The 15,229-nt window shown below is 59.6% G+C and carries 12 protein-coding genes and 1 pseudogene; 5 read left to right on the top strand and 8 right to left on the bottom strand.

Annotated elements, in window-relative coordinates; translation table 11 throughout:
• Positions 1-539: transposase (locus AWB78_RS38920; RefSeq protein WP_198399248.1), on the bottom strand; the 539-nt coding region annotated here is incomplete at its 3' end.
• Between the two features lie 301 nt (positions 540-840).
• Here AWB78_RS38920 and AWB78_RS44420 point away from each other — a divergent pair.
• A pseudogene (locus AWB78_RS44420) lies at positions 841-1,656 on the top strand (IS5 family transposase).
• A gap of 1,264 nt (positions 1,657-2,920) precedes the next feature.
• Here the strand turns inward: AWB78_RS44420 and AWB78_RS38905 are convergent.
• From AWB78_RS38905 to AWB78_RS38885, 5 genes are all read right to left on the bottom strand, one after another.
• Positions 2,921-3,976: a beta-keto acid cleavage family enzyme gene (locus tag AWB78_RS38905; RefSeq protein ID WP_062612107.1), complete on the bottom strand. Its 1,056-nt coding sequence runs from the start codon at positions 3,974-3,976 to the stop codon at positions 2,921-2,923.
• 157 nt (positions 3,977-4,133) lie between these two features.
• On the bottom strand, positions 4,134-5,432 hold the full coding sequence (locus AWB78_RS38900) for an MFS transporter (protein WP_062612105.1): 1,299 nt from the start codon (positions 5,430-5,432) through the stop codon (positions 4,134-4,136).
• 209 nt (positions 5,433-5,641) lie between these two features.
• Positions 5,642-6,388 carry a GntR family transcriptional regulator gene (locus AWB78_RS38895; protein WP_232478054.1) on the bottom strand — a complete coding sequence of 249 codons (747 nt, stop codon included), beginning with the start codon at positions 6,386-6,388 and terminating at the stop codon, positions 5,642-5,644.
• Positions 6,389-6,529: 141 nt separating this feature from the next.
• Positions 6,530-7,738: a CaiB/BaiF CoA transferase family protein gene (locus AWB78_RS38890; protein WP_062612103.1), complete on the bottom strand. Its 1,209-nt coding sequence runs from the start codon at positions 7,736-7,738 to the stop codon at positions 6,530-6,532.
• Positions 7,739-7,773: 35 nt separating this feature from the next.
• Positions 7,774-9,120: an MFS transporter gene (locus AWB78_RS38885; RefSeq protein ID WP_062612102.1), complete on the bottom strand. Its 1,347-nt coding sequence runs from the start codon at positions 9,118-9,120 to the stop codon at positions 7,774-7,776.
• A gap of 245 nt (positions 9,121-9,365) precedes the next feature.
• Here AWB78_RS38885 and AWB78_RS38880 point away from each other — a divergent pair, with 245 nt between their 5' ends.
• From AWB78_RS38880 to AWB78_RS38870, 3 genes are all read left to right on the top strand, one after another.
• Positions 9,366-10,553 (top strand): acetyl-CoA C-acyltransferase family protein, encoded by a 1,188-nt coding sequence (locus AWB78_RS38880; protein ID WP_062612100.1) that lies wholly within the window; start codon positions 9,366-9,368, stop codon positions 10,551-10,553.
• Between the two features lie 216 nt (positions 10,554-10,769).
• A complete protein-coding gene (locus AWB78_RS38875) occupies positions 10,770-11,891 on the top strand; it encodes a porin (RefSeq protein WP_062612098.1) in 1,122 nt (373 codons plus the stop codon).
• 133 nt (positions 11,892-12,024) lie between these two features.
• Positions 12,025-12,996, top strand: a complete 972-nt coding sequence (locus tag AWB78_RS38870; RefSeq protein WP_062612112.1) for a quinone oxidoreductase family protein — start codon at positions 12,025-12,027, stop codon at positions 12,994-12,996.
• A gap of 2 nt (positions 12,997-12,998) precedes the next feature.
• Here the strand turns inward: AWB78_RS38870 and AWB78_RS38865 are convergent, their stop codons facing one another.
• The gene (locus tag AWB78_RS38865) at positions 12,999-14,012 is read right to left on the bottom strand and encodes an AraC family transcriptional regulator (protein WP_062612096.1); all 1,014 of its coding nucleotides are present in this window, start codon (positions 14,010-14,012) and stop codon (positions 12,999-13,001) included.
• 120 nt (positions 14,013-14,132) lie between these two features.
• Between AWB78_RS38865 and AWB78_RS38860 the strand changes: the two genes are divergently transcribed.
• On the top strand, positions 14,133-14,690 hold the full coding sequence (locus AWB78_RS38860) for an RBBP9/YdeN family alpha/beta hydrolase (protein ID WP_062612094.1): 558 nt from the start codon (positions 14,133-14,135) through the stop codon (positions 14,688-14,690).
• A 49-nt stretch (positions 14,691-14,739) separates the two neighbouring features.
• On the opposite strand, the gene AWB78_RS38855 is transcribed toward AWB78_RS38860, so the two are convergent.
• A partial coding sequence (locus AWB78_RS38855) for a TauD/TfdA dioxygenase family protein (RefSeq protein WP_198399438.1) occupies positions 14,740-15,229 on the bottom strand: 490 nt, incomplete at its 5' end.

The raw sequence follows: 15,229 nt of genomic DNA, 5'->3' as shown, positions 1-15,229 counted from the left end.
TTCGCCTTGGCCAGCAGCGCATCGATCTGTTCTTTGAGTTCCAGCTCGGCTTTCTTCATCCGCTCGTAACTCATCGCCTTATGACGCGACGCATTGGCCTTGATCTTCGTGCCGTCAACGGCAATCGTCCCGAGCTTGACCAGTCCGCATTCCTTCGCCAGCTTCACCACTTGCACAAACAGCTCCGACAGTTCCTTCAAGTGAAAGGCGCGAAAGTCGCAAAGCGTGCGATGCGCCGGATAGTTGCCCGCGGCGAGGACCCGGAACGCGATATCTTCATGCAGCTTCCTGGCCAGCTTGCGCGACGAAAACACCCCGGTCGCATAGCCGTAGACGAGCACCTTCACCATCATCGCCGGATGAAAGGGTTGATTGCGCGGGCCGCCGCCCGCATACCGCGCATGGAAGCTTGACAGGTCGAGCGAATCCACCGTGTCGCTGATGTAATAAGCCAGGTGCCCTTCCGGCAGCCAGTCTTGCAGCGCGTGGGGCAGCAACATCTGCTGCTGCGGCTCGTATGGGAGATAACTTGTTGGCATCTGCTAACAACGTCTTCTCCGCTCGGCCGGATGACATCAGATTTCTGCCGCGCACGCTCCTAGCGAACGCTGTCTCGGTTCAGCGCGCCTGAACAGGCCAGCCAATCTCTCATGCAATTCATCCAGTTCACGTTCCCATGCTTTAGCAATCTCTTTCATGATCCTATATAAAGTAGTAGTACTAATTTAGTATAGGAAAAATAACTACGGCTGTAGTGAACCCTTAACAAAATGAAGAAAGGGGCTGTTAACCCTCGATGAATCCTGTTAACCTGCTCATTGTTTCGACGACGAAAGGGAAATGGCTAAACCTATACTCGACGACGAACTTTGGGCACTCATCGAACCGTTGCTGCCCCCTCCAAAACTGGGGCGTCACCGTTACCCAGGACGCAAGCCGCTCGCCAATCCTGCATCGTGCAGTGCTGACGGGCATCCTCTTCATCTTGCAGACGGGCCTGCGGTGGGACCTACTACCACGTGAGATGGGCTGCGGGAGCGGTATGAGTTGCTGGCGCCGCCTGCGTGACTGGCAGAGGCGGGCGTCTGGGACCAGTTGCACGAGTTGCTGCTTGCGCGGTTACGTGCCGCCGACCAAATCGACTGGTCTCGCGTCATCGTCGACTCCTCTTCAATCAGTGCTGGGCTCAGGTCAAAAACGGGACCGAATCCCACAGACCGCGCGCGACCCGGTTCAAAGCACCACCTCATCACCGAAGCGCAGGGAATCCCGCTCGCCGTGATACTGACCGGCGCCAACCGCAACGACGTCACTCAGCTTCAAGCGTTGGTCGAGGCCATCCCGCCCATCAGCGGCAAGCGTGGCCGACCACTATCGAAGCCTCGGGTCGTTCAAGGTGACAGAGGCTACGACCACGACAAATATCGACGTCCACTACATGCAGCCGGCATTGCAACCGAAATCGCTCGGCGCGGTCAGGCTCACGGGAGCGGGCTAGGCAAAACACGCTGGGTGGTGGGGCGAACCATTTCGTGGCTTCACAACTTTCGCCGGCTACGCATCCGCTTCGAACGGCTCGCTTTCATCCACGAAGCCTTCATGAAAATCGCCTGCTGCATCATCTGTTGGCGAAGATTGAAGAACTCATTTTATTAAGACCTGTTAACCGAAGGTCGAAGGGCCGCTTTGCCTCGAAACCCGTCGGACACTCTAAGGACGCTGATCAGCATCGCTAGAGAGACGGAGTCTTAAGCGACGATGTGATGGCTCGCAATCGAAATATCAACAGGCCGGTCGGCTGACTATAGCGAAACCAGTTCCTCGGATATGCAAGAAGCCGCGCTAAGTTCGAGGGGCGGCCTGATGTCAGACCTATTACTTGGCGATTTTAAGATTTCCTGTGTGCGCTAGTCCACATAGACAGTGAAGCAAAACGCTAGCGACGAAAATATCGCCTATCTTTCGCGGTAACCGTACCTCTGAATGTAAGGTGGAGATAGTGAGAGTCAGAACGCTTAATTTCCCGCCCCGCACCCGCGTTGAAAATATGTAGCGAAAGGCAGGCGCCCAAGAGATTGACCGGATCGAGCGCGTATTGCTTGATTCCGCATAACTTCTAACGATAGCCATTGAGCAGAACGGAGGTAATATGGGCGCAGAACTGGCCATCCAGGCATTCAGCAAATCGAATTCTCAGTTGCATAATTTCTCCGACACCGTCGTGGTGAAACTGGAACTCACACGTGAGGGAGGTAAGTGGGTGATCACGGGTAGAGCGATAGTGCGGAATTGGGACGGAGACGTTCAAGGTGCCACCGCAAAGATAGTTCACGACACTAACGTTGTGATAGACGAGGTCTCGGCGTTCTTAACGGGTGGCGAGAACGCTTGTTTTATGCATGCAGGCATGCTTTGTTGCTAAAGAACGCGAAGTTATTGCGCTCGAATGTAACACCTACAAAGGAGAAGCTTCTTTCTGTTCTCTGATTGCGATAAAAGTAGACGATGTCGAAGTACAATAATTCGTTTGTGCAAGTATGAACTTCCTGAATACTGTGAAAACTAACAGTCCTGAATGTTATAGCGAGTTACGATGTTTTGCGGGAGCGCGCCGGAACACCAATAAACTGGCAATTGGTCGAGTCATTCATTGTTTTGTCTGACGGCCGGGCTGGTTGGGAAGCACTGGATCGGATTTTCGGCTAGCACGCCTACGGGTCTGGCCTGCCCGTAACATCGGACGCGAATTGACTCTTGCCTCTTGGAAGCGGCCATTACGGCTAAGACAAGCGGACGGCAGAAACTGGTCCGAAGACAGACGCCAATCGTGTTCTGATGCCAAGCTGTAAATAGGCAGCCACGCGTCGGAAACGCGTGGCACCCCGGTGTTACTTCGCTTGCGATGGCGAGACAGTTGCTTCTAGGCTTGCTTTCGTAGAAATCCCTGATTTCCACCGTTACGGTTCGGCGCGAAACCATTGGCTTGAAGCGTTTCGTCCGCGGTTTCGTAAAAGACGCCGATCTTCATGATCTCGCGTGCCTGCTGCGCGGTGGCAATCGGACGGCCGAACTCTCCGGCGATGCGCACCAGCTGCTTGATCTGTTCAACGGAGCTCATCTTCCCGGTGCGCGTCTGGTTCCACAGCACGTCCTCGATGCCGCATCGCACATGCAGCCCTAAGGCCATGCCGATCATGTTCACCGGCAACACATTCAGCACCGAACTTTCGACCGTTATGATCGCCCCGTCAGGGGCCGCACGCAGGAAGTTGGCGAGGTTATAGATGTTCGCCTGATCCATCCCGCCGCTGATCGCCACCCAGTTCATGACGAGCGGGCCTTTGTACACGCCTCGGCGAATCATCCGTTCGATCGTTTCGAAGCTGTTGATGTTGTAGCACTGAAACTCGCTCTGGATACCGGCGGCAGTGAGTCGGCGAATGTGTTCCTCGACCCAGCTCGGGTTCGAAGGCACGATCATGTCCTTGTATGTTGCGTACAGGTGAGGGAACCCGCGCGATACACCTCTGAAGTCGTCGAGACCGGCATGCTCGGTCACGTTCATCTGTGTGGTGTTGACGGTCACGGTAACCTGATCAGGCTTTGGATCGAGTTCGGCGAGCATATGGCGCGTGTCATCGCTGAGCCACTTGGCGGCCTGGCCTTCTTCCGGAGCGAAGCTAATGGAGCCGCCGACCTGGATGACCATTTCCGGCACGCGCTCACGCACGCCGGCGATGAGCTCGTTGAACATGGACAGGCGCTTACTACCGCGGCCATCCGGTTCGCGTACGTGCAGATGCAGCACGGTGGCGCCGGCTTCGTAGCAATCGACGGCCTTCTGAATCTGATCCTCCATCGTGATCGGAATGTCTTCGGGGAAGTCGGCAGGAATCCAGCCGGGCGCATACGGCGCGGCGGTGATGATCAGCGGCTGCTGGTTCTCGGGATACAGGTGGCCGTCAAGGAAGTTCATGGTGATGTCTTGATCAGGGTTGAGGGGTCCGGATGACTTAATCATCCAGCCAGAAGCGGCTGTTCCGCTTTGCATTCGATGCCCGTTATTTTGCAATTCGTGACATCGTGGACTACTAATCGAGTAACGCCGCGTCGCGACGGACGCGCGGAAACATTCAGTCGGCGCGATTCGCTTCAGCGAGACTAAAGCGTCTTCCGAGCATGAATACCGCGAATGGCAGCACCGCCAGCAGCGGAAGCCAGTGCAATGCATCCTTGAGACCGAAAGCATCGGCTGCTGCGCCCGTCAGAAAGGGACCCGCTGCAAGACCAAGAATGTTGTTGAAGAGTGTGAGCGTCGCGAAAGCCGAACCATGAATGGCGGGTGATGTCGCTCCGGCGACGATCGGGCTGCATGTGCCGAAGGAGCTCGCAAGAAAGAACACGGCGGCCCCGAGCAGAGCGAGTTGCAACGAACCTTGAGGGACGCGAAATGCAATCGTGAGCAAAACGCCCAGCGCAAGGCAATACGTCGCGGCCATGTTCCATCGCTTGAGCGATGAGCCGCCGCATACGCGATCGGTGATCACGCCGCACATCAGTTGTCCCAGACCGCTGACGAGAACGAGGCCCGCCGCCGTCAACGCCGCCTGACTGACGGACATGTTCCAATAGCGGTTGAGATAACTCGGTAACCACACGAACAGCGTGCCCTGGATAAAAACTTGCAACGCACAGCCGAGATAGGCGCAGAACACCGATCGACTCGGAAAAATAGCCGCGATCAGTTCGGGCAAGGGCAACTTCGCGGAACCGTAGCTGACCGACTCGACATCGTTCGGATGCGCGCGTTCGAGCCTTTTCTCGCTCACTACGCAGCAGTACACGACGAGCAGCGCGAAGCCGAAAATCGCCATTATGCCCATCGACCAGCGCCAGCCGAAATGCGTCGCTATGACACCCGATAGCGAAACGCCGAGCACCGATCCGAACGCGGCCGCCGAAGTGAAACCACCGGCGATGCTCGAGCGCATGTGCTTCGGAAAGATGTTCACGAGAATCGCAATGCCGACGCTGCCATACGCTGCCTCGCCGACACCGACAAAAAATCGCGCCACCAGCATCTCTTCATAGGTGCTTGCGATAGCGCATCCCAAGGTGGCGACGCTCCACAACGCGACCATCAATGCAATGCTTTTCACGCGTCCCCAGCGGTCCGCGAAAATCGAAAACGGCAGCGTCAGCAAACCAACGGTGAACGGCACGATGCTGCTGATCGTGCCGAGATGCGTATCCGACAAGGCCCACTGCGTCTTCAGTATCGGGAACAGCGCATTGAGCGCCTGTCGCGACATGTAGTCGGACAGCAAAAGACAGAACATCAGGGCGAACACCACCCATGCATAGGCGCGTGCGGACGCTCGCGTGGTCGGGATCGTTTCGGCTCGCACATCGTCAGCCGTGTATAGATTCATCGGATGTCTCCTCCTGTGATTGAACCACTTCTTCGGAGGAAGCGTATCACTCGATCGAATTTATGTCGACATTAAACAATTAGGGGTTAGATCTCATACTTCGCGAAGCAGGGACGAGCGAAAGCGCCGGCGCGACCGGGAGCGCTTTGCGGAGAGGATGAACGGGAGATCGATGTGAAAGCGCACCGGAACGGCCGGTGCGCCGGGCTTCAGTCTTGTGAAGCGAGCGATGCATTGCTTTTGGACCGCGTACTCCGCTTGGCCGTGGGAGCGGGCGTGACAGCTTGAACCGCGGCATCGCGTGCTTCGTCGAGACGTTGTGCGGCCAGAGCAAGCAGCGTTTCATTGTCGCGGCTGACAATGGCCTTATGCAATGCACGCCAGCGCTTGAGAGAAAGGCGAATGGTTTGCGGCTGAGCGACCATGCTCAGCCGCAGATAGCGCAGCGTCCGGAGCGAAATGGATTGCAGGATATCCACCAGCAGCCGGTTGCGGCACAGATCGACGGCGGCGAAATTCAAGAGAAAGCTCTCTACCGCGTAGGCGTCCGGCGATTCATCGGCGGCCTTGGCGAGTCTCGGCAGCCGCTCGGATAACAGCGCCTCCAACTCGTCGGGGCTTTCGTTGGAGACTTGCTCCAGCATCGTCAGATAAAGCACGCTGCGCACGCGGAAGATGTCGCGGAGCTCGCTTTCGTCGGGCTCGGTGACGATCGCGCCGCGTCGCGCCTGAAATTCGATCAGCCGATCGCGCTCCAGAATGCGCAGCGCTTCACGCACCGGCGCGCGGCTTACATGCAGCACTTCGCTAATATCTTTTTCGAGCAGGCGCTGGCCCGCCTTCAGCAGATCGAGCGTGATGACGCCGGCGAGCCGCGCCGCGATCTGCTCGGCGATCGGTGCGGATGCGTAGGCCCAGTCCTGGCCGCGCAGCACGGCGCGTTCGACGGCCAGCATCAGCGGATTTTTCGGCGTTAGGAGCGCGGAAAGGTCGGGGAGGTTCTGAGTCTTTAGTCGGGCCATGCCGGGTGAGTGACGCACGTCAACGGTGAATAGCCCGATTTTATGTTCGCGATCTGTGTAATGTCGACAAAAATCTCACACGATGTCATCCGCTTCGAGTCGCGCGAGTTGCGTATCGTCCAGATCGAGCAGAGAGCGCAACACGTCGTGCGTGCCTTCGCCGAGCGATGGCGGCGCATGCCGCACCGGAGGACGCGCACCGTCCAGACGATAGGGCGGAGAAAGCACCTGCATTTCACCGCTTTCCGGATGCGGCAGATGCGTCACGAGACCGGAAGCCGTTGCACGTTCCGAGGTCAGTGCTTCATGCAGTCCGAGCACTTCGCCGCAAGGAATGCCCGCGTTCTTCAGCCGTTCCAGCAACACGGCACGTTTGCGCCGCGTGAGTTCCCGATCGATCTCGGGCACAAGCACGGCGCGATTCTTTGTCCGTGTGATGTTCGTGCGAAAGCGATCATCCTCTGCGAGATCGGGCCGTTCGATGACCTCGCGACAGAATCGGTCGAACTGCGCGTTATTGCCGACCGTGATGACGAGCGGACCGTCTTCGGCATCGAACACACCGTAGGGCACGATGGACGGATGAGCGTTGCCGTAGCGCAGCGGATCCTGACCGGTCATCAACGCTTCGAGTCCGTAGTACGAGGCGATCATCAGACCGCAATCGAAGAGCGCCATTTCGATGTGACGGCCAGTTCCCGTTCGCTGACGTTCGAACAAAGCCGCGAGCACCGCCTGCGCGGCATACATGCCGGTGAAAAGATCGACGGCGGCGACGCCGAATTTGAGCGGCGGCCGGCCGGCTTCGCCGTTCAATGCCATCAGCCCCGCTTCGCCCTGCACGAGCAGATCGTAGCCGGGGCGCGCGGCTTCGGGACCGGTCGGATCGTAGCCGCTGATCGAACAATAGATGAGCGAAGTGTGATGCCGCTTCAATTGCTCATAGCCGAGGCCGAATTTTTCGGCGCCACCATGCCGGAAGTTTTGCAGCACGACATCGCATTTCAGTGCAAGCGCTTGCGCGATGCGCTGTCCATCGGCGGTTTGCAGATCGATCGTCACCGAACGCTTGTTTCGGTTCGCGCTGTTGAAGTATGACGTCTGCGTCGCGCCGACGCGCAAGCCCCAGTCTCGCGTATCGTCGCCGCGCTGCGGATGTTCGACCTTGATCACCTCCGCACCGAGATCGCCGAGCACCGTGCCGCACCACGGGCCGGCCAGCACGCGGGAAAGATCGAGGACGCGCACGCCGGCCAGCGGCAGCGAAGCAGTTTGGTTAGGCATCGATATTCCTGATGTTGATGTGTCTGAGGCAATGTCTAAGATGATGTCACGCCGTCTGCGGTGCCCACGCGATCATTCTTGTCGATGGGCGTCACGTCCCGCACGGCCGCGACGATACGCGAAACATCGTGATCGTAGCTGCGCATGGCAATCACGAAGAACACCGCAGCCAGCAGGCTGCACAGCGGCGTGAGAGCCAACGCATGCTGCAAACCCCATCGATCGGACAATACGCCCGCGAGAAACGGACCGACCGCCAGGCCGAACATGTTCTGGAACAGCGACACCACTGCCGCACCCGTCGACCGCATGCCCGGATGAACGACGTCCATTGCGACGCCCGCCACGATACCGACCGTGCAGTTCATGAAGAACGCGCCAATTAAGATCAGCATGAGTTGCGCATCGCCCGTATAAGGTCCGCCGAATGCGGTGACGAAGATCGCGCATGTCGTCACACACAACAGCGATAAGGCGTGCAGCTTGTTGCGTGGCGTGCGCTGCGTGAGACGCCCGACCACGATGCCCCAGAACGTGCAGCTCAGCGCGCTGACCAGCACCACGCCAGCCGCGGTGCTTGCGGCCGCTTCCACATTCATGTCGTGATAGCGATTCAGATAACTCGGCAGCCACGACCAGATCGCGGAAATGGTGATCAATTGCGCGGCCGCGCCGCCGCAAACGACCAGCAACGTGCGCGTGCGCAGCAAGGTGCCGAAGATGTGCCTGAGCGTTTCGCCCGCGCGCTGCGGCGCGGATGTCAGCGCTACCGTGTCGTAATCACGCACGCGCAGATAGATCAGCGCGAACACGAGTCCCGGTACGCCGACGACACCCAACGCTGCTTTCCACCCCAAGTGCGCCGCGATCATGCCGCCGAGAAACACGCCCAATACCGAGCCGAGCGTCGGCGCGGCGAAGAACACGCCGAGCGTTGCACTTCGCAGGCGCGGTGGAAACAAAGCCGCTATGAGTGCCGCGCCGACCGATCCATACCCCGTTTCGCCGAGGCCCACGATCGCGCGCGCGGTGAACAACTGGCCGTAGTTTCCTGTGAACATGCACGAGATTGTCGCGAGACTCCACGCAATCGCCATCACGACGACGCTTCTCACGCGGCCCGTGCGATCCGCGATCAGCGCAACCGGAATGCCGCCCGCGGCGACCACGATCGAAACGATCGACACCAGCGAGCCGAGTTGCTTGTCGCTGAGATGCCATTCGTTCTTGATATGCGGAAAGAGCGAGACGATCACTTGCCGGTCGATGAAGTCGAACAGCATCAGCGCGAAGGTCATCGCGAAGGCGAACCATGCTTCGCGGCGGCCCGTCAGATACCGGTCGTGACGCGTGGTCGAAGGAAGATCGGGATGCGCTTGCATGCTTGACTGTCTCCTGAAATCCGCGCCCGTGCCGACGCTTGCCCCGACTCTAGTGCGCATCGACATGCTCCGCTTTGCAAGTCGCGCCACATGCTTCACATTCGATGCCACGTCGACACGGTTCAGCGTTAACCCGCGTTGTCAGGAAATGTTTAGTGCGTGACCTGATCGGTCAAGTCGGTGACGAGACTCAACTCTAGACTGGCCTCAAGTGAGCGAGTGTTGTCAGTTCGATGAGGCAAGTCATGTTGAGCAGACGCGAGGTAGTTGTGTTGAGCGCGGCGCGTTCCGCGATCGGAACCTTCGGTGGTGCGCTGGCCGAGTTCGAGCCGGCGGATCTCGCGGGCAGAGTGATGACGGAAGTCGTCGCGCGTTCGGGCGTCGATCCGCAGGCAATTGAGTATGTGACCCTGGGTAACACGATTCCTACCGACAGCGGCTTCGCCTACGTGGCGCGCGCCGCCGCAGTTCAAGCAGGCCTGCCGATGCGGACGGTGGCGATGTCTGTGAATCGATTGTGTTCGTCGGGTCTGCAGGCAATTCTGACGACCGCGCAGAACATCATGCTCGGTGATTGCGACTACGGCGTGGGCGGCGGCGTCGAAGTGATGAGCCGCAGCGGGCATCTGCTTGCGTCGCTGCGTAACGGCGTACGCATGGGCGATGCAAAACTCATCGATATGATGCTCGCAACGCTGACCGATCCGTTCGGTGTCGGGCATATGGGCCTGACCGCCGAAAATCTCGCGCGCAAATGGAATATCACGCGCGAGCAGCAGGATGCGCTCGCGGTGGAGTCGCATCGTCGGGCGGCGCGGGCAATCGCGGAAGGGCGCTTCGCATCGCAGATCGTGCCGATCGTGAAGCACACGCGCAAGGGCGAAGTCGTGTTCGATACGGACCAACACGTCAAGCCTGACACGACGATGGAGTCGCTTGCGAAGCTCGCGCCGTCGTTCAAAAAAGACGGCTCGGTGACTGCCGGGAACGCGTCCGGCATCAACGACGGCGCGGCCTTTTTAGTGCTGGCCGATGCAGCCGTTGCGAGCGGGGCAGGGCACGCACCGATGGCGCGGCTCGTGTCCTATGCGGTCGCCGGTGTATCGAGCGAAATCATGGGCGAGGGGCCGATTCCGGCGACCAAACAGGCTTTGAGAAAAGCGGGCCTTTCGCTCGATCAGATGGACGTGATCGAAAGCAACGAAGCCTTCGCCGCACAGGTGATCGCGGTTGCCCGCGGCCTCGAACTCGATCCGGACAGGACCAATCCAAACGGTGGTGCCATTGCGCTCGGGCATCCGATCGGCTGTTCGGGCGCCTTTCTCGCCACTAAAGCGATTTACGAGCTTCGGCGCATCGCGGGCCGCTACGCGCTCGTAACGATGTGCGTCGGCGGCGGGCAGGGCGTCGCGGCGGTGTTCGAACGCCTGTAGCGCTGCGCATTTGTCGCGAGTCACGCGCATTGAATTCCTGTCGATGTGAATCGTAAGCGCTGACAGACTGCTTTCGCGATGAGCCGTCGCGTCTTTGCGCGGTAAATCGTGGTTAAGCAGTCGGACCAGCCGATGAATATATCGATTCGGAATACGAACTACAAAATCTTAGCGGCGCGCTTTTAATAAAACCGACGCGAACTAACCGGAGACAAAATGAGGCACGCACGACTTGCGATCTCACTGATCGCCCCGCTGGCCTGCGCGCCCGCGTTCGCGCAGAGTTCGGTCACGCTGTACGGCATCGTCGACACGGGCGTCGAATACCTGACGCACGCAACACCGACGGGCGGGGCGGTCGCGCGCATGCCGGTGATCGGCGGCGGCGATGTGCCGTCGCGATGGGGCTTCAAGGGATCCGAAGATCTCGGCGGCGGACTCAAGGCCGTTTTCACGCTGGAGAACGGCTTTTCTCTTTCTAACGGCGCATTGCAGCAGGCTGGCCGGCTGTTCGGCCGCCAGGCCTATGTTGGCCTGAAGAACGACTGGGGACAACTCACATTCGGACGCCAGTACAGCATGATGACGTGGGCGATGATCGATGCGAATATCATCGGCGCAGCGGGAATCGGCAGTCTGGGATCGCTCGATAGTGCACTGCTTGCGGACCGCTTCGATAACGCGGTCTCCTACACGGGCACGTTCTACGGCTTCACCCTCGGCGCGACATATTCCTTCGGACGCGATTCATCGACGGCCGTGAATTGCGGCGGTCAGGTCGCGGGCGACGCGATCGCCTGCCGCGGACTGTCGGCCATGATCAAGTACGACGCGAGCAATTGGGGTGTCGCGACGTCGTACGAAGAATTGCGCGGCGGGCCTGGGTCCGCGCCCAACGCCGTGGTTCCGGGCGCGCCGGGCGTCGCGTTCACCAACTCAGGCGATACGGACCGCCGTTATCAGGTGAACGGCCATCTCACCGTGGGCGCGGTGCGCTTCGGCGCGGGCTGGATTCACCGCCTCCTTCATGGCGATGCGCGCTCGGTCAAGACCGATATCGAATGGCTCGGCGCATCCGCCCTTTTCGGCGTGTGGCAATTCGATGCGCAGATCTCTCACATCGGCAACGCCACGGATGACGCCAACGGCACGCTCGGCGTGCTTCGGGCCAATTACTACCTCAGCAAGCGCACGTCCGTGTACGGCGTGGCGGGCTATATGAAGAACCACGGTAAGAACGCGATCTATTCCGTATCGGCGGGCACGGCCGTTCCCGCTGCTCCGTTCGGCGGATCGAATCAAATGGGCTTTGAACTGGGCATTCGACATACATTCTGATTGCGTCGACGAGCAGCGAACTGCAAATGTCCCATTGAGACATAAATAATGTCGACATGAATATAATTTCGCGATATGTTTCGCGAGAGGCATCGCGATGCGATCGTCCGTTCTTCAACAAGGACTCTTCAACATGGCAAAAGCAATTCGATTCGACGAAATCGGCGGCCCCGACGTGCTGCGTCTGGAAAATGTTCACGTGGGCGATCCCGGCCCCGGCGAAGCGCGCGTACGTCACACGTATGTTGCGGTCAATTTCATCGATGTCTATTTCCGCACCGGGCAATATCCGCTCGCGCTGCCCAACGGTCTCGGTTCGGATGCGGTGGGCGTGGTGGAAGCGGTGGGCAAGGGCGTCGACGATATCAAGGTGGGCGACCGCGTCGGCTATTTGCTCGGGCCGCAGGGCTCGTATTCCGATGTACGCGTGATGCCCGCCGATGTGCTGATTCCTTTACCCGATGGCATCAGCGACAAGACGGCTTCGACGCTCATCATGAAAGGCATGACGGCGCAGTACTTGTTTCGCCAGGTGTATCCGCTTAAAGGCCATGAAACGATTCTGTATCACGCGGCGGCGGGTGGGGTCGGCCTGATCGCATGTCAGTGGGCGCGCGCGCTGGGTGTCACGATGATCGGCACGGTCAGCACCGACGAGAAGGCCGAGGTCGCGAAGGCGAACGGCTGCACGCATACCATTGTGACGTCGCGAGAAAATATCGCGGAGCGCGTACGTGAGCTGACCAATGGCAAGGGCGTCGAGGTCGTGTACGATTCGGTCGGCAAGGACACGTTGAATGCATCGATCGACAGTCTTCAGGTGCGCGGCACGTTGGTGAGCAACGGCACGTCGTCGGGTCCCGTGCAGATCGATACGCGCGTGCTGGCGCGCAAAGGCTCGCTCTGGGTCACGCGTCCCGCGATGGTTCATTACGCCACGCCGCGTTCGCACATGCTGTCGATGGCGCGCGAACTGTTCGATCTCGTGCTCGCCGGGACGATCAGGAGCGAGCCCGGTCAGATGTACGCGCTTGCCGACGCCGGCGACGCGCATCGCGCGCTCGAATCGCGCAAGACGGTGGGTTCGACGGTTCTCGTGCCGTGATCTCAGAGCCAGCGCACGGCGCCACGCTGTGCGCGGCTTTCCTTCGCGCTGCATCCGAATTGCGTGTGGTACCAGCGCGAGAAGGCGCTCGGTGATGCAAAGCCGAGCAGCGCCGCCACTTCGGTCAACGGACGATCGCCTTCGATGACATGCCGTGTCGTCAGTTCGCGGCGCACGTCGTTGAGAATCGTCGAGAAACTGTGGCCCTGTTCGGCGAGCCGCCGTTGCACCGTGCGGCACACCATGCCCATATGTTCCGCAACTTGTTCGATGCTGCATCGGCCGCCGGGCAGCAGTTGCAGGATCGTGCGCTGCACGGCTTCGAGCGTAGTCGCGTGCGGACGGTTCGATGCGTCGACCAGTTGTTGGGCGTAGCGCGCCATCGCGACATCGGCCAGTGGATTGCGGGCGTCGAGATCAGCCTTCGAAAAAATGATCGCGTTGAAGTCGCAATCGAATTCGACGCACGGCCCGAAGAAGCGCAGATGCGTGCCGACATCTCGCGGCGGGGCGTGTTCCAGGCACACGCGCCGCGGACGCCAGTCGGGGCGTATGAGCTGGCGAATCAGCCGCACCATCACGCCGAGCGCGAGCTCAATCCGCTGACGTGTCGATTGATGTGCGTTGCCCGCTCTGACGGCTTCGCGAACGGTGACGAGCCCGTCGTATTCCTCGACGGTCAGCGAGAGCGCATCGTTGAGCACGGGTTGATAGCGCATCAGCATGCCGAGCGACTCGCGCAGCGTGGGCTGATCGCGCACGAGCAGGCCGACCGCACCGAGATTCGACAACAGGCGCGTTTCAGCCATGCGCAAACCGAAGCTTTCGATTCCCGATAGCCTCGCGGAATCCTGAAGCAATTGTCCGACGCGTTCGACGGGGATCATCACATCGGGATTGTTGAGCACGGAAGGGCTGAGTGCTGCATCGAGCAGCATTCGCACGGGATCGAGCGCGCAAGCGCGCGCGACCTCACTGTAGTTGGTGAGACAGGCGGCGCGAACGAGTGATGACATCGTCAAAAGTAGAACTGTTGTCGTTAGTGGATAACGCCGTGACATTCATCGTCAAGCGCACTAGGCCAGCTGCTTTCACACTGAGCGTGCATCTCAATCTTTCTCTGTTGATCCAAGGACATGACTGAATCGAATACCGTTCTTATCGTTCCGGGACTGCGTGATCACGTTCCGGACCATTGGCAAACCTTGCTCGCCGCGAAGTTGCCGCGCGTGCGCACCGTCGAGCCGCTCGAACACGACGAGCTCGGTTGCACCGCGCGCGTCGTGGCGATCGCGCGCGCAATCGAATCGATCGAAGGTCCCGTGATCGTGGTGGCGCACAGCGCGGGGGTGATGATGCTCGCCCACTGGGCCAGCCGTCATGATTCGTCGAAGATTCGAGGTGCATTGCTCGCCGCGCCGGCCGATCTCGAAACGCCTATGCCCGCGGGCTATCCGACGATCGACGCATTGGAGGAACACGGATGGCTGCCGATCCCGCGCGCAACCTTGCCGTTTCCGAGCATCGTCGCGGCGAGCAGTAACGATCCGCTGACCCGTATCGATCGCGCGCGCGAGTTCGCGCAAGCATGGGCAAGCCGCCTCGTCGAACTGGGCGCGGTCGGTCATCTGAATCCTGCGTCGGGACATGGTGAATGGCCTCGTGCAGAAGAACTCTTGAGCGAGTTGCTATAAGAGCGCGACACGGTTCAAGGACCGTGTCGTTATCCTTATTAAAGCGACGTCAGTAAGGTCTGTCGCCGACAATTCCCGCGCGTTCCATCTTGCGCGGCGCGGGCCAGTAGTCCATGACCGCATAATGCTGCGTCGAACGATTGTCCCAGACCGCTACGCTGTTCGGCTTCCATCTGAAGCGCACCTGATACTCGGGAATCAACGCCTGGCTTTGCAGATAGTTGAGCAGAAGGCTCGCGCCCGGCGTCTTGTCGAGTCCGTAACGGACATTTTGCGGCGTGTGATAGTTGACGAAGTGCGTCGTGAAACTGCCGACGTAAAGGATCTTTTCGCCGGTTTCCGGATGCGTGCGCACGACGGGATGCTCCACATCGGGATTCTGTGCGGCGAGCTTTCTGCGCTCGTCCGGTTGCATCGCCGCGCCGAACGAATGTTCGATACTGCTCTTCGCCCGCAGTCCTTCGTGCGGCGCCTCCAGTTTTTTTGGACACAGATTTGGGGTAGAACGTGTGATCCAAACTGGAGTGGTCGATGTTAAA

This window comes from Caballeronia calidae (assembly GCF_900044055.2).
GTDB classification, from domain to species: domain Bacteria; phylum Pseudomonadota; class Gammaproteobacteria; order Burkholderiales; family Burkholderiaceae; genus Caballeronia; species Caballeronia calidae.
This window is presented reverse-complemented; position numbering and strand designations above follow the sequence as displayed.

Excerpts from the sequence above, each read along its gene's own strand:
- AWB78_RS38905 (WP_062612107.1), bottom strand. The coding sequence starts at position 3,976 with ATGAACTTCCTTGACGGCCACCTGTATCCCGAGAACCAGCAGCCGCTG.
- AWB78_RS38900 (WP_062612105.1), bottom strand. The coding sequence starts at position 5,432 with ATGAATCTATACACGGCTGACGATGTGCGAGCCGAAACGATCCCGACC.
- AWB78_RS38895 (WP_232478054.1), bottom strand. The coding sequence starts at position 6,388 with ATGCTGGCCGTCGAACGCGCCGTGCTGCGCGGCCAGGACTGGGCCTAC.
- AWB78_RS38890 (WP_062612103.1), bottom strand. The coding sequence starts at position 7,738 with ATGCCTAACCAAACTGCTTCGCTGCCGCTGGCCGGCGTGCGCGTCCTC.
- AWB78_RS38885 (WP_062612102.1), bottom strand. The coding sequence starts at position 9,120 with ATGCAAGCGCATCCCGATCTTCCTTCGACCACGCGTCACGACCGGTAT.
- AWB78_RS38880 (WP_062612100.1), top strand. The coding sequence starts at position 9,366 with ATGTTGAGCAGACGCGAGGTAGTTGTGTTGAGCGCGGCGCGTTCCGCG.
- AWB78_RS38875 (WP_062612098.1), top strand. The coding sequence starts at position 10,770 with ATGAGGCACGCACGACTTGCGATCTCACTGATCGCCCCGCTGGCCTGC.
- AWB78_RS38870 (WP_062612112.1), top strand. The coding sequence starts at position 12,025 with ATGGCAAAAGCAATTCGATTCGACGAAATCGGCGGCCCCGACGTGCTG.
- AWB78_RS38865 (WP_062612096.1), bottom strand. The coding sequence starts at position 14,012 with ATGTCATCACTCGTTCGCGCCGCCTGTCTCACCAACTACAGTGAGGTC.
- AWB78_RS38860 (WP_062612094.1), top strand. The coding sequence starts at position 14,133 with ATGACTGAATCGAATACCGTTCTTATCGTTCCGGGACTGCGTGATCAC.